The sequence below is a fragment of the Aggregatibacter sp. 2125159857 genome, from assembly GCF_017798005.1.
Taxonomy (GTDB): domain Bacteria; phylum Pseudomonadota; class Gammaproteobacteria; order Enterobacterales; family Pasteurellaceae; genus Aggregatibacter.
Window position 1 is genome coordinate 1,585,349 of the sequence record NZ_CP072548.1, and the last position, 21,412, is coordinate 1,606,760.

Genomic DNA, 21,412 nt, shown 5'->3' on the forward strand with positions numbered 1-21,412 from the left:
GTATTAATTTGTCCCACCTACGGTAATTTGATCGATCTTCAATGCCGGTTGCCCTACACCCACCGGCACACTTTGTCCTTCTTTACCACAAGTGCCAACACCATGATCCAATTCTACTTCATCAGCAACCATGGACACATTTTGCATCACTTCAATACCACTACCGATTAAGGTTGCGCCCTTCACCGGCTTAGTGATTTTGCCTTTTTCGATCAAATAAGCCTCTGAAGTAGAAAATACGAATTTACCGGAAGTAATGTCCACTTGGCCGCCGCCAAAGTGCGGTGCAAAAATGCCGTGTTCTACGGATGCTACTAAATCCTCAAATTTATCTTTGCCTGCCAACATATAAGTATTGGTCATGCGTGGCATTGGCAAATGGGCATAGGATTCACGACGTCCATTGCCTGTCGGTTGCACGCCCATCAAGCGAGCATTCATTTTATCTTGCATGTATTTCTGCAAAATACCGTCTTTAATTAGCACGTTATGTTGGCTCGGCACACCTTCATCGTCAACGGTGACTGATCCTCGGCGATCCATTAAAGTGCCATCATCCACGATTGTGCATAACGGCGATGTGACTAATTCGCCGATTTTGCCGGTAAACAATGAACTTTCTTTACGATTAAAATCGCCTTCCAAGCCGTGCCCTACTGCTTCATGTAATAACACACCCGGCCAACCTGCGCCCAACACCACCGGCATTAATCCTGCCGGTGCCGCCACCGCACCTAAATTTACCAATGCTTGACGCACCGATTCTTTCGCAAAATAGACCGCTCTTTGCTCACCTTGATAGCTTTCAAAGAACCACTCTAAGCCGAAACGACCGCCTGCGCCCGCACTACCACGTTCGCGCTTACCGTCTTGTTCTACCAATACGGAAACCGATAAACGAATGAGTGGACGAATATCTGCCGCCAAGGTGCCGTCCGTGGCTGCCACCAACATTTCCTCATATACCATACTCAAACCGGCATTCACCTGCACCACTCGCGGGTCTTCCGCGCGGGCAGTTTTGTCCACTAAGCGCAATAATTCAATTTTTTGCTCTTGGCTTAAACTGTATAGCGGATTGATAGATTGATAACGCAAAGGTGCATCCACCGGATTAAATCTTACCGGCAGAATAAAATTACCTTGGGAAGGTTGTGCAATACCACGCACCGCTTGGGCGCATTGTTGCAAATTGGCTAAATTAATTTGATCCGAATAGGCAAAACCGGTTTTCTCACCACTGACTGCACGCACGCCTACGCCGCGATCAATATGAAATCCGCCTTCTTTAATAATTCCGTCTTCCAATACCCAGTTTTCATCCTGACTCAGCTGAAAATATAAATCGCCATAATCCACGTTGCGTTGCGCTAAGGTATCGAACAGATTAGACAAATCTGATAATGCTAAATTATTGCGAACTAATAGGGAGTCGGTCACTTGCTTTAACATGAAATCACACTCAAAAATAAATCAAAAACATAAAAAATTGCTTAGAATTATAGCGAATTTCTACCTAAAGCAAAAAGAAAAGTTAGCAAAATAAAGAGGATAAATTCATTCTCATGAAAAACGGGCTTAAACTTTTTGAGGTATTCTCTTTGCGTGAGATCAAGTTTTTTATGATTACCCACAGGATTACCATGTTTGTAGTATGGCTCATTTTATTTCACGTTTTATACTCCTCCCCACCTTTATTACAGCAACGTATAAAAAATCATGGAAAATCCATTTACTGCCAACTGGACATCAAAAGGTCATACGCTTTATTTAGGTCATTGGGAAATCAGTTATAACGGACTGCCTCTTACACTTCCTGCTGAACGACGGGATAAAGATATGGGAACACAAAATATTTATAATTTCATGGATCCCGAAGATGAACTTTATTTAGAAGGCTTAGATGAAAATGATTGGATACTCGCTAACATGGATTGGTTATCTGATTTATTTATTCAATACAATATTCCATTAGAAGAAGAGTATATGCGGGCATTTTACCAAGCCGTAAATCCAGAGGATTGGCGTTGTGGTAGCTGTGGTGGGTGTATTTAGATAATCAATAAATAAAAAATCAATTAGCGCACCAAACGTCCGATATCATAATCAGGCTTCTGGCGGCTAATTGATGTTTATTATTTTAGTTAATTCTCATCCTGTTCTTTTTCTTCCACTTTCGCCACCGCACCGTTAATCGTTAGGCAAATCTCAGTAGAAATTAAATGCGTTAAGATCGTGGCTAATTCCTGTAGTTTTTCCGTATTGGCTGTGCCACTTTCATTGAAATAGCCCTGTTCTTTTAAGCTATTCGTAAAAGCAGAGAAAACCGCTTTATCAAAAAATTCCGGTGCATTAATGCCATGCAGAACAGACAAGCGTTGCGCTACAGACTGACTTTCTTTTTCCAAATTCGCACGAGAAATCAATGGATTATTTTGCAATAAATTCACGGTGATGTAGTAACGTTGCAAAATTTCACGCACACCGGCAGACCACAATTGTAGCATCCGAATATTCGGCTTATTGATAGTCAACACATTTTCACTATGTTTAATAATATTTTGCCGTTGAAATTCTTGAATAATCTGCTCTACTCGTTCGGCAATTTGCGCTTCTTCATTAAAATGCAGGAATAATTCACTTCGCAAGAACGGATAAATTTTCAATACACTATCCAGCACTAAGGTTTTTTGAATCGCCTCATAATGCAACACAATACTGGCAACCAATGATGGCAAGACAAAAAGGTGCTGGATATTATTGCGGTAGTAGGTCATTAATACGGCAGAAGAACGTTCCAAGCGAACAATTTCACCAAAATTGTCTTTTTCCACCAAAATACCAATGCGATCCAAACTTAACACATGATCAAGCATAATTTCCGGTTTTTCCGTTGGAATCACCACATCATCGGAATATGGCACGTTTTGTAAGAATTGTTGATAACTGGCAAGCTGCTCTAACAATTGCTCGCGAGATAGCGCACGTTGTCGGGAGGATAACAACGCTGTACCGGTTAAGTTCATGGCATTCACTGCTGCCGCTTTGTTAATATTCACCATCACTTGATGAGAGACTGCGTCAACCGCTTTGTTAAACCATTGTGGGCGATCTTCCAATGGAGCTTTCCATTCCGGGAAATGCTGGTTCAAATAATTGCTTAAAGTAATCGGCTCACCAAAATTCACATAACCTTTGCCCAAATTGCGTAACTTTTTGATTACCCGTAACACTAAACCGGCATTTTCTTTTTCTTTTGCCGCCCCACGCAGCTCTTTTGCATATGTGTCCACTTCTAAAACGTGTTCATACCCCACATACACCGGCACGACAGAAATCGGTCGGGTTTGTTGCTGCTGTAAGGCTTGCAAAGTCATCGACATCATGCCGGTTTTTGGCGCTAACAAGCGACCAGTACGGGAACGCCCGCCTTCAATAAAGTATTCCACAGAATAACCACGATGGAACAATTCCGCCAAATATTCACGGAAAATGGTGGAATACAAGCGATTGCCTTTAAAGGTACGACGAATAAAGAATGCCCCACCACGGCGGAACATGCCCCCAACTGGCCAGAAATTTAGGTTAATTCCGGCGGCGATATGTGGCGGTACCAAACCTTGGTGATATAACACATAGGAAAGCAAGAGATAGTCAATATGACTACGATGGCAAGGCACATACACAATTTCATGCCCCTCTAACGCTAATTTCCGCACGCGATCAGCATTTTCTACATCAATACCTTGATAAAGTTTATTCCATAGCCAGCGTAAGAAACGATCTGCCATGCGTAAGCCTTCATAACTCACATTGGCAGCAATTTCATCTAAAATTTTTTCGGCTTCTTTGTAGGCTTTTTCTTTACTGATATTTTTGCTTTTCGCTTCATCCTCAATGGCCGCCAATATCACCGGTTGTTGCAATAGTTTATTAAACATCGCTTGGCGATTAGGCAAACGCGGGCCAGTCGCAGAAATCCGCTGCTTGGCAAAGTGTATTTTTGCCACGCGGGCGAGTTTTTGTGCGATTTTCTGATCAAAGCCATGCTCACGCGTCATATAACGCAAAGATACCGCTTGAGAAAAACGTACAAAAGTATCCCGTCCAAACCAGAGTGCTGCGATGGTTTTTTGTAGTCCGTTTAACAAACGTAAATTCGGTAAACCGGTTTTGTCTTCTCGTCCCGGAGCTCTTCCCCACAAAACCGAAACCGGAATGAGTTGAACATCTAATTCCGGCAAAGTGCGGTGCAATTCCAAATAGTTATTGAAGATCGTGATAGTTTCTTTCTTCGCACCTTTGGATTTAAAAAAGCGCCGTCCTTCATCTAAAAAGACAAAACGTGGCAAAACACGCCCGTTAATTTCATTTTGCTCCAAGGGATCCGGTAAACCGACACTCAAACAGTTTTTGCGGAAAATCACAAAGTCGGTTTCAGAGGTGTAAGGCAACACATAAACGACAGGTTGCGCAACATTCAGTGCTAATTCTTCAATAGGGTGATGTGGAATCGGATTATTTTTTACTAAAATCGACAATGGCAACTCGAGCAATTTTCGATAAGCATTAAGAAAACTCGCCATAATAAATGTCCTTGTTATAACGTCATATCACTAAAAGGTTGTCAAACTTGCGCTAGTTTAGCATAAAAATTTTACTGAATTAGTGACCTACGCCACAATTCTCAGATAACGTCATCATTCGCGTTATCTTTTACCAAAGAAAAGATTGCGCTGCTTATTTTTCTGTATATAATACCAGTTATTTATGTATATATGAACAGGATTGATATTATGAAACCACTCACAGCCCGCCAGCAAGAAGTCTATGATTTTCTTAAACATCATCTGGAAACCACAGGTATGCCACCAACGCGAGCGGAGATTTCAAAAGAGTTAGGGTTTCGCTCTCCTAATGCAGCAGAAGAACATTTGAAGGCTTTGGCGAAAAAAGGTGTCATTGAAATTGTTTCCGGTGCATCACGTGGCATTCGTCTTTTATTGGAAGATAATCATGCAGAAGAAGAACCCGGCCTCCCCCTCATTGGTCGCGTTGCCGCCGGTGAACCGATTTTAGCCGAACAGCATATCGAAGGTACATATCATGTTGATCCTACAATGTTTAAACCACAAGCGGATTTTCTGCTCAAAGTGTATGGGCAATCCATGAAAGACATTGGTATTTTAGACGGCGACTTACTAGCAGTGCATAGCACAAAAGATGTGCGCAATGGTCAAGTTGTGGTTGCTCGTATTGAAGATGAAGTGACAGTAAAACGCTTAGAGCGTAAAGGTTCGATGATTTACTTGCACGCTGAAAACGAAGAATTTGCCCCAATTGTCGTAGATTTAACCCAACGTCCGCATTTTGAAATCGAAGGTATCGCAGTCGGCATTATTCGTAATAATGCTTGGATGTAAAAACGCCCAAGGGGAAAAACACTGAAAAAAATGACCGCACTTTTATTGCAAAAACTCGGATTCAGTGTATAATTTGCGCCCTCAGTCACGTCCGAATAAGTTCCTTGCTTCCACAAGATTGGTGACTGGTCTTAACGTTGGAGGCTGATTAACCCGTAAGGAGCAGTAATGCGTCACTACGAAATCGTGTTTATGGTCCACCCGGATCAAAGCGAGCAAGTACCAGGGATGATTGAACGTTATACCGGTTCTGTAAAAGAAGCCGGCGGTCAAATTCATCGCCTAGAAGATTGGGGTCGCCGTCAATTAGCATACCCAATTAACAAATTACATAAAGCACACTATGTGCTTATGAATGTAGAAGCGCCTCAACAAGTCATCGACGAGCTAGAAACGACTTTCCGTTATAACGATGCTGTATTGCGCAGCCTTGTTATTCACACTAAGCACGCCGTAACCGAAGCGTCCCCAATGGTTAAAGCAAAAGATGATCGTAAAGCTTTAACTGAAGTTGAATCCAACGATTTTGAGGATGCTGAAGAGTAATTTGAACATTGATAATCGTTTATCCATTATTGGTGTTGTCGCCAATAATCCTAAACGACGCAAAAGCCCGAACGGAATCGAACATTGCCAATTTTTATTGGAACATCGTTCGAGCCAGCAAGAAGCAAATTTAATGCGACAAGCCTGGTGTAAAATGCCCGTTCAAATCAGTGGCAATCAATTAGTAGAAAAAACTCAAGGCATTACGGTCGGCAGTAAAGTATTAATTCTAGGTTTCTTAACCACCCATCAATTAAATAATGGGTCAACACAATTAGTCCTACATGCCGAGCAAATCGAATTTATAGATTAGGAGACTAGCCAAATGGCACGTTATTTCCGTCGTCGTAAGTTCTGCCGTTTCACAGCGGAAAATGTTGTTGAAATCGATTACAAAGATATCGCTACATTAAAGAACTACATTTCTGAAAGCGGCAAAATTGTACCAAGCCGCATTACCGGTACTCGTGCGAAGTACCAACGCCAATTAGCTCGCGCAATCAAACGCGCACGTTATTTAGCGTTATTACCTTACTCTGATACACATCATCACTAAGAAGGGGAAGGTCAAATGCAAGTAATTCTTTTAGATAAAATTGCACACTTAGGTAAAGTGGGCGATCAAGTCAATGTGAAATCCGGTTTCGCACGTAACTACTTAATCCCACAAGGTAAAGCAGTTATGGCAACCAAAGCGAACATTGAACATTTCGAAGCACGCCGTGCAGAATTAGAAGAAAAAGCAGCTCAAGCATTAGCTGCAGCTGCTGACCGCGCAGCACGCTTAGAAGCATTAGGTTCTGTAACCATCGCATCTAAAGCGGGTGACGAAGGTCGTTTATTCGGTTCTATCGGTACTCGTGACATCGCTGATGCAATCACTGCAAAAGGCGTTGAAGTGGCGAAAAGTGAAGTGCGTTTACCAAACGGTTTAATCCGTACGCTTGGTGAACATGAAGTAACTTTCCAATTCCACGGTGAAGTTTTCTCTCACTTAAACGTTGTTATCGTTGCTGAATAATTCAGTTTTACGAAAAAAAGCCCGGTTTAATGCCGGGCTTTTTATATCGGCGTTATCACAAGTTTAATTCCGGCTATATTAAAAAACAACGAGTCATCCAAAATGAAATCTAAGCAAAGCGGATTGTCCGGATAAAAACTTCCTTGTTTCCAATAAAAACGGTATAATTCGCACCGAATTTTCATATGAGATTCCGCCAACAGATGCCGGCGGGAAAACCGATTAATTATTTTAGAGGATCAAATGGCAAAAGAAGATTGCATTGAAATGCAAGGTACAATTCTGGAAACCTTACCAAACACCATGTTTCGCGTTGAGTTAGAAAACGGCCATGTGGTAACTGCACATATTTCGGGCAAGATGCGTAAGAACTATATTCGTATTTTAACCGGTGATAAAGTCACCGTAGAAATGACACCCTACGATTTAAGCAAAGGCCGCATCATTTTCCGTAGCCGTTAATGTTCGCCTCACCGAATCAACAAAAACACCGGATATTCTCCGGTGTTTTTGTTTTTTAAGTTGTTGGATATTGCATCTTTTTCAAGATACGACGTTGAATAAATCCACCCAAGAAATGCAGTAAGAAAAAGACCGCACTTAGAATAAATAAAGGGGCATCGCCTAATACGGCATAAGGCGTTTTGCCTTCTGTCGGCGCGAGCTTATGCGTAAGTACGGTTTCCACAAATTGTGGTGCTTGCGCCACGATTTCCCCTTGTGCATTAATAAATGCGGTAACACCTGTATTCGTGGCTCGAATGACAGGTTTACCAAACTCTAATGCTCGCATTTGTGCCATTTGCAAATGTTGCCATGGGCCAATGGAATTGCCAAACCACGCATCATTAGAAATGGTTAAAATGAAATCGGAATCCGCTACCTTATTTTTCTGTAACTGCGCGCCCAAAATAATTTCATAACAAATCGCCGCTGTGAAATTAACATTTTTGGCTGAGAGTGGTTTTTGAATAAAATCACCACTTTGAAAAGCTGACATCGGCAAATTAAACACCGTTCCAAGCGGGCGTAAAAGGCTTTCTAACGGGACATACTCACCAAACGGCACTAAATGATGTTTATTATAGCGGTTAGGCGTTTTTAGCTCATAAGGCATCGCCTTATTACCAACTACCGCAATAGAATTGAATAATTTACCTACAGATTCATCACGATAAATCGTTCCAATCATCACTTCTGTATTCGTTTTTTCCGCTATGGATTGGAGCATTTGGAAAAATGGTTGGATATTATTTTCATAAGTAGGAAATGCCGCTTCCGGCAAAATAATTAAATCTGTTTTTCCCAAATTATCGCCAATCAATCGTCCATACTTTTCCATGGTTTGAGACAAATAATTCGGATCCCATTTTAAATTTTGCTCAATATTGCCTTGAACTAAGGTGATATTCACGGCTTTTTCAGGGATGTCTTGCACATATTTTGCTTTGGACGTATAGCCGGCAAGCAAAGCAACAACGGCTAGAATCAAGACATTCGCCACCGCCATCGTGATCTTGCGTGGTGCGCTTAGCCATGCAAAAACGCCGTTAAAAATGACCGCACTCACAAACATTGTAAAAAATGTTAATCCCGTAACACCAAAAATCGGCGCAATGCCTGCAAAAGGACTCTCAATCTGCGTATAGCCAAATTGCAACCAAGGAAAACCGGTGAAAACCCAACCGCGCAGGAATTCCGTAAACGTCCACAGCACCGGATACATCACTGCTCGTTGCACTTGCAGACGACGTACCAAATAGGCAAATAGGAGCGGATATAAAGATAAATAGGCTGCCAACACAACCACTAAGAAATAACTCACCACCAGAGGTGCATCGCCGAATTGATGAATACTGACATGCAACCAATTGACGCCGAATGTGAAAAAACCTAAGCCCCATAAAAAGGCAGAAAAAAGTGCGGTGGATTTTTGTGGCGTTTTTATTACCCAAATTAATCCTAACAAGGAAATATAAGATAGCGGCCAGTAATTGAAAGGTGCGAAGGCAAATACGCCAATAACACCGGAAAACAGTGCGATAAGGTAAGTTAAGTATTTATTCATCACGCAAACGGCGTACGCCTCCCAGCACACGCCCCTAATATGTTGTTATTGAATGAAATAAACGGCACGCGTTAGAAAAGCGCGTGCCATCGTTAAAGATATAATGAAAAATCAAGTTAAAACGAAAACTATTCGATAATCTCTTCTGTTTTTTCCTTCTCCGGCAGGTTTTCATCCGGCACGGTAACACGCAACTGGATAATACGTCGGCTGTCGGCAGACGTCACTTTAAAGTGGAGATTTTCCAACGTAATTTCTTCGCCACGTTTCGGTAAATAACCAAAGGCCTGCATAATCAATCCACCGATAGTATCCACTTCTTCGTCAACAAATTGCGTGTTAAATTGCTGATTAAAATCATCAATATCCGTCAATGCGCGCACGGCATAAGTGTGGCGGGAAAGCTGACGAATATCTGCCACATCTTCTTCATCAAATTCGTCTTCAATGTCTCCAACAATTTGCTCTAATACGTCTTCAATGGTAACCAAACCTGAGACGCCACCAAATTCATTCACGACAATGGCCATGTGGAAACGTTCGGAGCGGAAATCTTTTAGCATTCTGTCCACACGTTTACTTTCCGGCACAATCATTGTCGGGCGAATAACATCAAGCAAATTAAATTCTTCTGCACTGGCACGCAAATATTTCAACAAATCTTTGGCGTGTAAAATGCCGACAATATTGTCGCGATCATCTGCGTCTTTAATTACCGGAAAACGGGAATGCGCTGATGCAATAATGACATCCAAACAGGAATCTAGATCCTGCTCCGCTTCAATAAAGACAATTTGAGAACGCGGGATCATGATATCACGCACGCGCAATTCGGCGATTTCCATCACGCCCTCAATCATTTCACGAGTATCTTGATCGATTAAATCGTTTTGTTCGGAATCACGAATGACTTCCACTAAGTCTTCACGATTTTTCAGTTCGCCTTGGAAAAAGCGCCCGAAAAGAGATTGGAAAAAGGATTGTTTACTGGCTTCGGGTTGATTGGTCGAGTGTTCTTCGTTCATAAAAAATTTAATCATTACCGTCGGATTGACGAATAAAAAGTACCATATTTACATTCAAAGCGCAAAAATAAGCATAAAGTGCGGTGATTTTTTATAAGAAATTTGTCCTAGGTCACAAATTCATTTAAACATTCCGCATGTCCTCTTTACGCTTACCTTGCTTGTTTAAGTTGCCATTTAATCCACACACGAATTTAGCGTAACGCACGTTCAACTTCTGCCGCTTTAATTAAAAACGCCTTACGTTCTGCTGTGGTCATACTGCTGCTTGTGCCGGGAAGTTTTACCGTAATCGGATTGACCGGACGCCCGTTAATATGAAATTCATAGTGCAAGTGCGGTCCCGTTGACCCGCCGGTATTCCCTGATAGCGCAATCCTTTCCCCTTTTTTGACCGTTTGTCCTGCTTTCACTAAAGGACGGCTCAAATGCATATAAACGGTTTGGTATTCACGCGAATGTCGAATCACCACATAACGGCCAGCACCACGGGCTTGATAAGCAATTTTTTCTACTGTGCCATCCGCCGGCGCAATCACCGGTGTGCCTGTCGGCATGGCGAAATCCACCCCTTTATGCGGTGCAATTCGGCCAGTAATCGGGTGGCGGCGAACAGGGTTAAACGGCGAGGAAATCCGTGCTTGACGTTGCAATGGGTAACGCGCAAAACCTCTGCCTAAGGTTTCACCTTGGCGATTATAATAACGCCCGTTATCCGCTTGGATCGCATAATAGCTCTTACCGTTACTGATAATGTGAATCGCTTCCACATTTCCCTGACCGGTGAGCTTGCCATCTAAATATTCACGAGAGACCAAAATGGAAATTTTTGTGCCTTTATTTAGCTGTTTTAGGCTCACTTGCCACTGTAAGGCGGAGAACAACTGATAAATTTGGCGACTTTCCAGTCCCATGCTTTTCAAACTATTCACAAAAGACGTTTCCATGCTACCGCGTAAAACATCCCGCTTCCATGTGCTTTTCTTTTCGATAATTTGTCGTTTAAATTGTCCGCTTGCTTGCAATTCGTAAGTATGCTCTTTCTTTTGAGAAACAAGCCAGTTCAAATATTCTAATTTTCCATCATTATCCAAAATCCAGTAAAACTGTTGCCCTGCCTGTAAATGCTTTAATTCGGGATAGGCTTCGGTCAACTGCTTGCCGGTCTCATCATCTAATCCGGAAAGCTCCAAGACATCCTTTAATGTTTCCCCTTTCACAACGGTGTGGCTGAATTGTTCTTTAATCCGAATAGCCTGATCGGCCACATCTAAAATATTCGCCACCACATCTTTAGCATCATTCGGCAACCCTTCTAATCCATCAAATTCATCATGGGTTGTGACTTCTTCCGCTTCGTCATCTTGTCCAAGGTCGTCCTCATAAGAGGTTGCATTATTATCTTCGGTATTCAACCCACGAGTATCCGCAAGAATTTGTGAGGATTGCAAGGTTTCATTCGCAAACGAGGTCGTGTAGGCAGATGCGGGATAGAGTGCATCGGCGAGAATGTCTTGAAATTGATTCGTGCTTGAAGTGAGCTCATTCGTCATGGAAGAATCAAGATGAAGAGGATAAGCCATGGTTTCCGCTTTATCGGAAGCACTGTCGTTTAAGCGTAAAAAAACACCAAGCGCAATTGAGCAAATCGCAATAAAAAAAATAACGGCTTTTATACGAGATTTTCTTTTACGGCGATCTCTAGCCAACATAATATACCGCACAGCACCAACTTCCTTTACAACAAACCCTTCATCAGAATAGTAGTTACGACCACATGAATAAAAAAAAATTCATCAAAACATAAATTAAAATGAATCTCGTCATTATACACAGAAATTTGCGTTCAACTTGTTAAACTTCAAAAAATAAGTTATTTTTAGCGCAATTTTTCCCCAAAACAAAATGCCAAAATTCATATGCAAATCAATGCAATTAAATTGCCTTTAGTTGAATTAAAAAATATTAATGTGAAATACGGGCAACACGTGGCGTTAAGCAACATTAACTTGACGGTTTATCCCAACTCCATTATTACCATTGTCGGTCCAAACGGTGGAGGTAAATCAACCTTGTTGAAAGTCTTGCTAAAATTGCAACAGCCCACGTCAGGTCAAGTCATTTATAACAAACATATTCGTATTGGCTATGTGCCGCAAAAAATCCATTTGGATCATAATCTTCCCATCACTGTGGAGAAATTTTTATCCCTAAAAAAAGGCATTGGACAACAAGACATTCAAGAAGCGATGACGCGCTTGTCGATTACCCATTTAATGCACAACAGTATGCAAAAGCTCTCCGGTGGCGAAATGCAACGGGTGCTATTGGCGCGGGCGATGTTAAATAAACCGAATTTATTGGTCTTGGATGAACCGACTCAAGGGGTGGATATGACCGGTCAGGCAGAACTCTACCAGCTGATCAATCAAACCCAAAAGCAACTTAATTGCGCCATTTTAATGGTATCCCATGACTTACATATTGTGATGGCAGACACCAATGAAGTGCTTTGTGTCAATCAGCATATTTGCTGTGCCGGCACGCCGGAAACCGTATCTAATGACCCGACATTTATTCACTTTTTTGGCGATCAATTTTCTAAAAACATTGCAGTTTATACCCACCATCACAATCATCGTCATGATATGCATGGGGATATCTGCAACATGGAACCGAAACACTCCAACGCAAGGTAATATGATGTTTGATATTCTTTTTCCCGCTTGGCTCACAGGCATGATACTTTCGCTCATCACCGCGCCCCTCGGGGCTTTTGTCGTTTGGCGAAAAATGGCTTACTTTGGCGATACCCTATCCCACTCTGCCCTCCTTGGCGTGGCATTGGGTATTTTTCTGCAAATCAATCCGTATATCGCCATTCTCATCCTCACGTTACTGCTTTCCGTTGTGATGGTTTGGCTGGAAAATAACACACAATTTTCTGTCGATACGTTACTTGGCATTATCGCCCACAGTTGTCTTTCAATCGGCGTGGTAACCGTCGGCTTACTGCAAAATGTGCGAGTAGATTTAATGTCCTATTTATTCGGCGATCTGCTTTCCATTAACTACGAAGATCTAATTTATATCGGCATAGGTGCTGTCATCGTGCTTGCCACATTATGCTATTTTTGGAAACCGCTTATTTCCACCACCATCAGTCCTGAACTGGCACAAGTGGAGGGCATTAACGTGAAAAGAATGCGCTTTATTTTAATGATTCTCACCGCATTAACCATTGCGTTAAGTATGAAATTTGTCGGTGCTTTGATTATCACCTCGTTGCTCATTATTCCTGCCGCCACCGCCAAACGCTTTGCCCGCACACCGGAAAGCATGGTTGTCATCGCCAGTATCCTCAGCATGATCGCCGTCTCCATGGGCTTAACCTTATCCGCCTATTACGACACCGCCGCCGGCCCTTCAGTGGTAATCTGTTCTACTTTCTTATTTTTATGTGCGTTACTGAAAAAAGAGCAAAACTAAAAATCGCTCCAAAAATGACCGCACTTTGATCGGCAACCTATTCTTATTTTCTCTGCGCATGATGCTTCTCATGCGCGAAAGATACGCTTTTGCGATTGGGATCGCAAAATCATATCGCAAGCTTTCCTTTTGATGATTTCACTGACTAAAGTGCGGTCAAAAAAAGGAACGTTTATGCAAAAGGGATTCACCTTATTGGAAAGCTTGATTGCACTGCTTGTGATAAGTGTTCTATTAACATTGGCACTTCCTACATGGCAATACTACCGCCAACAATCAATTTTGCAGAAAGAGCAACAAAAGCTGTATATCTTTTTACGCCAAATTCAAGCGCGGGTAGAAAATTCATCGGACATTTGGTTGTTAATTGCCAATCGTCATCAAACGACGGGACGTTGGTGTCTCACAGCGCAAATTAAGCACGATAAGCTATGTGATTGCTTAAACCCACAACATTGTCCTCCTGAAGTTTCCGCCTATTTTTATTTTCCTGCCTTTGAAGACACTTTGTTAATCAGCAAACGCTACTACCCTTTTGAAATTACACGGTTAAGCGGCATTCGTAACACAGCGTCCACCGCTTGTTTTGTGCTACAAGCCAACCATCAACGAACCCTCTTTTCATTTTTTAATGTGGGCAGTCTGAAATTAAAAGATAACCAATCCTTAAGCGCTTGTGTAAATGATGAAGAATAGCATGACGTTAAAACAAAAATACATGTCGGGGCAAAGCTTGGTGAGTTTAATGCTTTCGATATCCCTTTCTTCGTTTTTATTCTTGGTGATTTTGCAGTTTTATAGCCAGCACCAACAACAAAATCAGGAAATGCTTTTGCGTCTCCAGTTACAAACAGAGCTACAGCGTGTGATTCAGCTCATCGGAAAAGATTTGGCGCGTGCCGGGTTTCGGGCGGTGAGCGAGAAATTAACCCGAAACAATTTGTCCTTCTTTGAACAACCGAATCCGCCTGCGGCAATCACTATCGCGCAAATGGAGACAGAAAATAGCAATAGTTGTGTTCTCTTTTTCTACGATCTGAATGTGAATGGCTGCATAGGCGGACAATACAAAGGCAACACCTGTCTGGTGAACGGAAAAAATGCCACCAAAGAAATTGAACGTGAATTATTTGGTTATCGACTCAATAAGAAAATGGTAGAAACCCGTTTAACCTATAAAAGTGCGGTCAAACAAAATTGCAGTTTTGACGATTGCCAACGTTATACTCAACAATCTGCCTGCAATCACGGTGGTTGGGTAGATTTGTTAGATGAAAAAGAATATGAAATCACCCATTTCACTTTTCATTGGTTGGCAGAGCAAAAAGGCGTTGAAGTACGTTTAATGGGAAATTTAAAGCAGAATAAAAAAATCACCTACGAAACCGCCATCGTTGTGCCCTTATTAAACCGAGAAGAACCATGACAACACCCCAACGCGGCATCATGACCCTCACCTTACTGATATTACTCAGCGGATTTTTGCTGATTGCCATGCTGTTTAATGATGATTTACTTCGTTTGTATTCATCCATTACCGCTCAGCGGCATCGGTATGTGGAACAACAGCTCACCTTGCAACAACTTAGCGTGAATGAGAAAAAAACGCGCTGTGAACAGCTTTCCACGCAAGAAAACGGTGATACGTTTCTCTTGACATTTCGGCTGGAGAATAATCCATTTGCCGATGGCTTAAGCCATTATGCGTGGTGTCAACGGGATAAGTTATTTCAAAAGCAACCAGTGCGAAACCAACATGAAAAATTGTTTGACCAGTTTATTTCCAAAGAAGGGCTTGCGCTTTTTCGTCAACAATTACAGTCTCCACCGCTAATTTTAAGCAAGTCGTCGCCTGCGGCATTGTATTGGTTCACGGCAAATGAAACCGACTGGGAGATTAACAAAAATGTGAATGCTGTGATTGTCGCCGAAGGCGATTTACACATTCGAGGGCAAGGTAAAATTAGCGGTTCGATCATTACCAAAGGGCGATTGACGTTAGATGAAAATATTAAAGTGACTTATTCCAAAAGTACGGTTACTCAGATCGTGCAACAATACAGTCGTTGGCGTTTAGCAGAGAAGAGTTGGTATGATTTTGTCGTTCCCAAAAATTAAGCACAAAGGCATGAGCTTACTGTCCTTGTTGGTGACCTTATCTGTATTCAGCGGGCTTTTCCTCACGTTTAACCAATGGGGAAATGTGCAACGCAAAAGTGCGGTGGAAATTTATCAACGTTTTCAGGCTATTCAAATTGTCGAGAATCAACGACAACGTCAGTTTCTTGGTCTCTCTTGCGAAAGCAGTATTCACCAAAATCACATTCATTTTCATATTACGTGCACGCAAAATCAGGTTACGGTGAAATATCCTCGGGGTGAAATTAGTTTATAATAGCGCAACTTATATTTGAGCGCATTTCCGGAGGCGGCGTGTTTACTGTTTATCATTCTAATCAACTTGAGGTGCAAAAGGACATTCTCGTTGAATTAATTCAACGTCAACCGCTGAGCAATCCATTACAGCCGGAAACGGTGCTGGTACAAAGTCCGGGCATGGCACAATGGTTACAGTTACAAATTGCAGAGCAAAAAGGCATTGCAGCAAATTTTGCTTTCCCGATGCCCGCCAGTTTTATTTGGCAACTTTATGCAGAAAACTTGCCCGATGTTGCGCAAAGTAATCAATTTAATAAAAACGCCATGATGTGGCGTTTGATGCACTTAATTCCTCAATATTTAGAACAAGAGGCTTTCTATCCTTTACGGCATTATCTGGCGCATTCTGTGCAATCGGAGCAATTTAAACTCTATCAACTTGCCGGGAAAATTGCCGATTTATTCGACCAATATTTGGTTTACCGCCCGGACTGGATCGCTGCTTGGGAAGCGAACCAAGAGGCAGATATTCATCATCAAATTGAAGCTCAATCCAATTTCAATAATGATCGTTTATCGGCACAGATTGAACAAAATATTGCCTGGCAGGAGAGTTTGTGGCGGGCTTTAGTGCAGGCGGTAAAAACAGAAACGGGATTGGAGTTAGTGCAACACCGTGCGCATTTACACCAGTTGCTGTTAGAAAAACTCCGTGAAAATCGACCGCTCTTTCTGCCTGAACGCCTTTTTATTTTCGGTATTCCGGCGTTGCCGAAAGCCTATTTAGAAATTTTTCAAGCCATTAGCCAATATTGCGATGTGCATTTGTTCTTCAATAATCCTTGCGAGGAATATTGGGGGGACATTGTGGATCCCACATTTGTCGAAAAATTAGCGTTACGCACTCGAACCGATTATTTCAACCAAGCCAATAAACCGTTGTTATCCGCAGAACAAAGAGCGCAGGTAGAGCAGCAATGGGAGGTGACTTACGCACAGGAAAAATTGCAGGTCGGCAACCCCTTGTTGGCTTCATGGGGAAAATTGGGACGCGATTTTTCTTATTTATTAACGCAATTGGAACCGAATGAGATTTCTGCCTATGCGGAGATTGAACCGAAGAATTTATTGAGTCAAATTCAACATCAGATTTTGCACCTTATACCGAGTGGCAGTGAGCCGTTAAACTATCAAGAAAATGACCGCACTTTAACCTTCCATGCTTGCCACAGCACGATGCGGGAAGTGGAAGTCTTGCAGGATTATCTGCTGCATTTATTACAAGAAAATCCCCATTTGACCCCAAAAGACATCATCGTGATGGCGGCGGATATTGATAAATACACCCCTTATATTCGCGCGGTTTTCGGGCAATATGCTACGCCGCAAACTGCCATTCCATTTTCTATTTCGGATAATAAATTATCGGAAAATGATGTGATTATTGCCGGTTTCCTCTCTTTATTGCAGCTCAAAGAAAGTCTTTTCAGTGCAGAAGACGTGTTGGCGCTGTTAGATGTGCCGGCAATACGCCAACGCTTTAATATTGAATTGCAGGATTTGGCACAAATTCGAGATTGGGTGAAAAATGCCGGCGTACGTTTTGGTTTAGAGAAACAAAGTGCAGAACCTCATGGTGAGGTGCAAAGCAACTATAATTCCTGGCAAGCCGGTTTGGAACGCATGTTGTTGGGGTATGCCTTACGGGAAGAAAATGGTATTTGGCAAGACAGCCTTGGAGTGGATAACAGTTTTGGTTTAAAAGGGCAGATGGCAGGGCAACTGGCTGAATTTGTTGCCGCCTTATCTGAGTGGTATCAAACGCTACAACAACGCTATTCTGTGGTGCAATGGCAACAACATTTGTTGACCTTAACGGATCGTTTCTTTGCTGCGACAACGGAAACCGAGGAAACCTTATTTTATATTAAAGACGTGATTCAGCAATTTGCAGAACAGTTACAGAACGTGCATTTTGAGGAGCTCTTGGGCGTTGATGTTGTGGCTGATGTCATGAGTGGTGCGTTAGAAGAAAACCCAAATCACTACCGTTTCTTGGCCGGCAAAGTGAATTTCTGCACGTTGCTGCCGATGCGTTCTATTCCGTTTAAAGTGGTCTGCCTGCTCGGTATGAATGACGGTGAATACCCACGTCAACAGCCGCCAAATAGTTTTGACTTAATGCAGTATCACCGCATTAAAGGCGACCGTGCGCGCCGTGATGATGATCGTTACTTGTTCCTTGAGGCTTTGCTGTCTGCGCAGGAATATTTGTATATCAGCTACATCGGGCGTTCTATTTCAGATAATCAAGAACGTGAGCCCTCCGTATTGGTGAGCCAGTTGTTGGATTACATTGTGGAAAATCTGCCGGATGAAGGTAAGGATTGGCGGGCATTGCTGGTGCAACAACACGGCATGACGGCATTCAGTCGAAAAAACTTTGAAAAGAACGACCGCACTTTTAGCCAATCTTTTGCGCAACAATGGTTGCCTTTGGTGAATTCGCAATCCAATCAAGCATTGTCGAATTTTATTCAACCGGCGATAGCGCAGGATGGTTTCGAGCAAGAAACGGAGATTGAATTTTCTCGTTTGGTGGCGTTTGTAAAAAATCCGGTGAAATTTTTCTTTGAACGCCACCTCGGTGTGAATTTTTCCGAACAGGAAGAAAGTATCGCCGACAGTGAAAATTTCGTTTTAAATAATGGCTTAGAGAAATACCTGATTCATGCGGACTTGGTGGATGTCGATGAACACCAAATCGACGCATTTTTTGATCATTTGAAGGTGAAAGGCGTATTGCCAAGAGGTGAATTTGCGACACTCTACGCCAATAAATTATTGGATGAAGTGGCGGAATTTAAACACTATATTGCCGATTATGTGGAACAAACGCCACAAAACCGTTTTGTACAAATGACTTTGCCGACAGCATTCGGTAACATCACCTTATCAGGCAATATCTCCCACTTATATGGCGACCCGTTACAGCGTGTGACTTGGCGCATGGCAACCGTCAAAGACAAAGATCGTATTGAAGCGTGGTTATATCATTTATTGTTGTGTGCCACGCAGCCGCAGCCGGCGGAATCCCTTTTCCAAGGCAAGGATAAACGCGAGATCTTTCAGGTAGTGTCTCAACAGGATGCCCTTGCGCAACTGCAAATTTATGTCGAAAGCTATTTATCCGGGCAGGCACAATTACAGTTGATTCCGACAACGGGCATTGACGCGTATTTGGAACTGATTTCCAATGAAAGTGCGGTGGATTTTGACCAATGTTTTGCCTTATTAAATAAAATCGCTTTTGGTGATGAGCGTTCTCGCGGGGATTTATATTGGCAACGTGTGTTGGTACAAACGCAGGAATTAGATTTGAATTGGATAAATCAACAGGTGAAAAACTGGTTTGCGCCAATGTGGCAAGCCATCAAAAAAGAGACAAAAAAAGAAAAATAGCCTTATAAATAGGCTGCCATCACTACGGCGTTTTCCCGTTTGCCATTGGGCGTCGGGTAATAGTTTTTACGGATATCTACTTGATTAAAGCCCAGCGAATCATAAAGCGCTTGGGCTTTTTTATTGGATTCGCGCACTTCCAGCCACAATGTCAAAATGCCTTTTTGTCTGAGTTGGGTGATGAGCTCGTTTAAGAGCTGTCGTCCAAGTCCTAAGCCTTGTTTTTGCGGATCGATAGCAATATTAAACAGGGTGGCTTCATCTAGTACGGTCTGACAAATAGCAAATCCGTAAATCTGATGTCCTTCGACAATCTTTAAATTGAGATAACGCTCGCCTTGGTTATTTTTCAGCGTACCTAAACTCCAAGGCACGGCGTGAGCCGTCTGCTCAATGGAATAAAGTGCGTCAAAATCTTGTTCTTCAATGGGCGAAATGGTTATCACGATAAATCCTTGTTATTCGGCATTGATGGAAGGGGATTGTTGAATGGTTTGCCAAAATTGACGCTTTGCCTGCGGATATTGTTTAAATTCCTCAAGATCACCTGACTGCCACACATTTAACGGTTGTGGGAGCGCTAAAGTGCGGTCGTTTTCCGAGGTGTTTTGAGAAAGCAACCAATAACTGACTTTATGGTTAACTCGCAAATAAGCAAGTTGTTCAAAGGTGATGTTTAATACTTGCTCGCTATCCAGTGTCAGGCTGCGTAACACATCCTGCACAACAGGTTGTTGCAATAGATTTTGCTGACTAACGATCACCAGACGGATATGCTCGGCGACCGTGATATTCATTGCGCCTTTCAACGCTTCCGGACGCACTAACTGCCATTGGCTAATGCCCATTTGTTGCAGTAATACATCTCGACGGGAGTAAGGTTGGCGCGTTTCTTGCATATCTAAAATCAATTCAATCCAGTATAATGGGCGCCCATTTTAACCAATAAGGCAGAGGATTAATAGCGTGATTTGTGCAGAAAGCGAAGTGTTGGGACGGCATTTAGATTTTTTAACGGGGAAATCATTATTGCTTACCGGCGCGGTGAACGATGAGTTTCTTTCCCATTTACGACGCCAAGGTTTTAACGCCCGCGCTTGGAGTTGGTATTTTGATTACGCCAATCGAGAAAATCAAAAGCATCAAAGTGCGGTGGATTTTTCCCTTGAATTTCAATGCCAAGCCGATTTGATCCTGTTTTATTGGACGAAGAACAAGCAGGAATGCCATTTCCAATTAATGCAAATGCTTGCCAAAAGCCCGGTGGGACAAGAAATTCTCATTGTCGGCGAAAATCGAAGCGGCGTACGTTCTGCCGAAAATAGGCTTGCGGACTTCGGCGATATTCACAAAATCGACTCTGCCCGCCGTTGTAGTCTTTATCATTTTCAGCTAAAAAATCCACCGCACTTTGAGCTGAATTCCTTCTGGAAATCATACCAACATCCACAACTTGCTGATGTCACCGTGTATGCGTTGCCGGGCGTCTTCAGCGCAGCCGCACTGGATGGCGGCACCGCATTGTTGTTGTCCACGTTAAAAAACGTGTCGGGCGATGTACTGGATATCGGTTGTGGCGCAGGCGTGATTGGCAGTTACATTCAAAAATATCATCCGAAAACCAAGCTGGTGATGACGGATATTCACGCCATGGCGCTTGAATCGGCACAGCGAACGTTGCGAGAAAATCAGTTGCAAGGTACGGTGCAGGCAAGCGATGTGTTTTCTCATGTGGAAGGTAAATTTGACCTGATCATTTCCAACCCGCCGTTTCATGACGGCATTGATACCGCCTATACCGCCGTTAACGAATTGATTAAACAAGCCAAATGGCATCTTAAAGCCGGTGGGGAATTGCGCATTGTGGCGAATGCCTTTTTGCCTTATGCCGACTGGCTGGATCAACATTTCGGTGGCCATGAGGTATTGGCGAAAAATAACAAATTTAAGGTGTATTCTGTGCGCGGATGAGTGAATCCTGCACTAAATTTTGCTAGCT

At 42.6% G+C, this 21,412-nt stretch carries 22 protein-coding genes; 15 read left to right on the plus strand and 7 right to left on the minus strand.

Annotation, left to right across the window (positions count from 1 at the left end):
- Positions 1 to 3: 3 nt before the first annotated feature.
- Positions 4 to 1,452 carry a metalloprotease TldD gene (gene tldD, locus J5X96_RS07760; RefSeq protein ID WP_209362825.1) on the minus strand — a complete coding sequence of 483 codons (1,449 nt, stop codon included), beginning with the start codon at positions 1,450 to 1,452 and terminating at the stop codon, positions 4 to 6.
- 267 nt (positions 1,453 to 1,719) lie between these two features.
- Between tldD and J5X96_RS07765 the strand changes: the two genes are divergently transcribed.
- Positions 1,720 to 2,055 (plus strand): hypothetical protein, encoded by a 336-nt coding sequence (locus J5X96_RS07765; protein WP_209362826.1) that lies wholly within the window; start codon positions 1,720 to 1,722, stop codon positions 2,053 to 2,055.
- A gap of 89 nt (positions 2,056 to 2,144) precedes the next feature.
- Here J5X96_RS07765 and plsB read toward each other — a convergent pair whose 3' ends face one another.
- A complete protein-coding gene (gene plsB, locus J5X96_RS07770) occupies positions 2,145 to 4,586 on the minus strand; it encodes a glycerol-3-phosphate 1-O-acyltransferase PlsB (protein WP_209362827.1) in 2,442 nt (813 codons plus the stop codon).
- Between the two features lie 210 nt (positions 4,587 to 4,796).
- Here plsB and lexA point away from each other — a divergent pair, with 210 nt between their 5' ends.
- From lexA to infA, 6 genes are all read left to right on the plus strand, one after another.
- Positions 4,797 to 5,423, plus strand: coding sequence for a transcriptional repressor LexA (gene lexA / locus J5X96_RS07775; RefSeq protein ID WP_209362828.1), 627 nt, complete (start codon positions 4,797 to 4,799; stop codon positions 5,421 to 5,423).
- A gap of 168 nt (positions 5,424 to 5,591) precedes the next feature.
- Complete coding sequence (gene rpsF, locus J5X96_RS07780) at positions 5,592 to 5,969, plus strand: 30S ribosomal protein S6 (RefSeq protein ID WP_005555822.1); 378 nt, start codon at positions 5,592 to 5,594, stop codon at positions 5,967 to 5,969.
- The gene (priB, locus tag J5X96_RS07785; RefSeq protein WP_209362829.1) at positions 5,956 to 6,282 is read left to right on the plus strand and encodes a primosomal replication protein N; all 327 of its coding nucleotides are present in this window, start codon (positions 5,956 to 5,958) and stop codon (positions 6,280 to 6,282) included. The genes rpsF and priB overlap by 14 nt, the downstream gene beginning before the upstream one ends.
- A gap of 12 nt (positions 6,283 to 6,294) precedes the next feature.
- Entirely contained in the window at positions 6,295 to 6,525 is a 231-nt protein-coding gene (gene rpsR / locus J5X96_RS07790; RefSeq protein WP_005541294.1) for a 30S ribosomal protein S18, read from the plus strand.
- Positions 6,526 to 6,540: 15 nt separating this feature from the next.
- A complete protein-coding gene (gene rplI / locus J5X96_RS07795) occupies positions 6,541 to 6,990 on the plus strand; it encodes a 50S ribosomal protein L9 (protein ID WP_209362830.1) in 450 nt (149 codons plus the stop codon).
- A 243-nt stretch (positions 6,991 to 7,233) separates the two neighbouring features.
- Complete coding sequence (gene infA, locus J5X96_RS07800) at positions 7,234 to 7,452, plus strand: translation initiation factor IF-1 (protein ID WP_005627617.1); 219 nt, start codon at positions 7,234 to 7,236, stop codon at positions 7,450 to 7,452.
- A gap of 55 nt (positions 7,453 to 7,507) precedes the next feature.
- On the opposite strand, the gene lnt is transcribed toward infA, so the two are convergent.
- From lnt to mepM, 3 genes are all read right to left on the minus strand, one after another.
- The gene (gene lnt, locus J5X96_RS07805; RefSeq protein WP_209362831.1) at positions 7,508 to 9,058 is read right to left on the minus strand and encodes an apolipoprotein N-acyltransferase; all 1,551 of its coding nucleotides are present in this window, start codon (positions 9,056 to 9,058) and stop codon (positions 7,508 to 7,510) included.
- 128 nt (positions 9,059 to 9,186) lie between these two features.
- A complete protein-coding gene (corC, locus tag J5X96_RS07810; RefSeq protein WP_209364797.1) occupies positions 9,187 to 10,083 on the minus strand; it encodes a CNNM family magnesium/cobalt transport protein CorC in 897 nt (298 codons plus the stop codon).
- 194 nt (positions 10,084 to 10,277) lie between these two features.
- A complete protein-coding gene (gene mepM / locus J5X96_RS07815; protein ID WP_209362832.1) occupies positions 10,278 to 11,807 on the minus strand; it encodes a murein DD-endopeptidase MepM in 1,530 nt (509 codons plus the stop codon).
- A gap of 195 nt (positions 11,808 to 12,002) precedes the next feature.
- Between mepM and znuC the strand changes: the two genes are divergently transcribed.
- The 7 genes from znuC (at position 12,003) to recC (ending at position 19,413) form a co-directional block, all read left to right on the plus strand.
- Positions 12,003 to 12,782 (plus strand): zinc ABC transporter ATP-binding protein ZnuC, encoded by a 780-nt coding sequence (znuC, locus tag J5X96_RS07820; protein WP_209362833.1) that lies wholly within the window; start codon positions 12,003 to 12,005, stop codon positions 12,780 to 12,782.
- Positions 12,783 to 12,786: 4 nt separating this feature from the next.
- Complete coding sequence (znuB, locus tag J5X96_RS07825) at positions 12,787 to 13,572, plus strand: zinc ABC transporter permease subunit ZnuB (RefSeq protein WP_209362834.1); 786 nt, start codon at positions 12,787 to 12,789, stop codon at positions 13,570 to 13,572.
- A gap of 174 nt (positions 13,573 to 13,746) precedes the next feature.
- Positions 13,747 to 14,268 carry a type II secretion system protein gene (locus J5X96_RS07830; protein ID WP_209362836.1) on the plus strand — a complete coding sequence of 174 codons (522 nt, stop codon included), beginning with the start codon at positions 13,747 to 13,749 and terminating at the stop codon, positions 14,266 to 14,268.
- Positions 14,255 to 14,998 (plus strand): hypothetical protein, encoded by a 744-nt coding sequence (locus J5X96_RS07835; protein ID WP_371812515.1) that lies wholly within the window; start codon positions 14,255 to 14,257, stop codon positions 14,996 to 14,998. The genes J5X96_RS07830 and J5X96_RS07835 overlap by 14 nt, the downstream gene beginning before the upstream one ends.
- The gene (locus J5X96_RS07840; RefSeq protein ID WP_209362837.1) at positions 14,995 to 15,690 is read left to right on the plus strand and encodes a DUF2572 family protein; all 696 of its coding nucleotides are present in this window, start codon (positions 14,995 to 14,997) and stop codon (positions 15,688 to 15,690) included. Before J5X96_RS07835 ends, J5X96_RS07840 begins: the two co-directional genes overlap by 4 nt.
- Complete coding sequence (locus J5X96_RS07845; protein ID WP_209362839.1) at positions 15,665 to 15,967, plus strand: DUF5374 domain-containing protein; 303 nt, start codon at positions 15,665 to 15,667, stop codon at positions 15,965 to 15,967. Before J5X96_RS07840 ends, J5X96_RS07845 begins: the two co-directional genes overlap by 26 nt.
- Positions 15,968 to 16,005: 38 nt before the next feature.
- Entirely contained in the window at positions 16,006 to 19,413 is a 3,408-nt protein-coding gene (recC, locus tag J5X96_RS07850; protein WP_209362840.1) for an exodeoxyribonuclease V subunit gamma, read from the plus strand.
- A gap of 2 nt (positions 19,414 to 19,415) precedes the next feature.
- Here the strand turns inward: recC and rimI are convergent, their stop codons facing one another.
- Complete coding sequence (gene rimI / locus J5X96_RS07855) at positions 19,416 to 19,859, minus strand: ribosomal protein S18-alanine N-acetyltransferase (protein WP_209362842.1); 444 nt, start codon at positions 19,857 to 19,859, stop codon at positions 19,416 to 19,418.
- 12 nt (positions 19,860 to 19,871) lie between these two features.
- A complete protein-coding gene (locus J5X96_RS07860) occupies positions 19,872 to 20,312 on the minus strand; it encodes a DNA polymerase III subunit psi (RefSeq protein WP_209362844.1) in 441 nt (146 codons plus the stop codon).
- A gap of 67 nt (positions 20,313 to 20,379) precedes the next feature.
- On the opposite strand from J5X96_RS07860, the gene rsmC reads away from it, so the two are divergent.
- A complete protein-coding gene (gene rsmC, locus J5X96_RS07865; protein ID WP_209362846.1) occupies positions 20,380 to 21,384 on the plus strand; it encodes a 16S rRNA (guanine(1207)-N(2))-methyltransferase RsmC in 1,005 nt (334 codons plus the stop codon).
- Positions 21,385 to 21,412 lie beyond the last annotated feature (28 nt).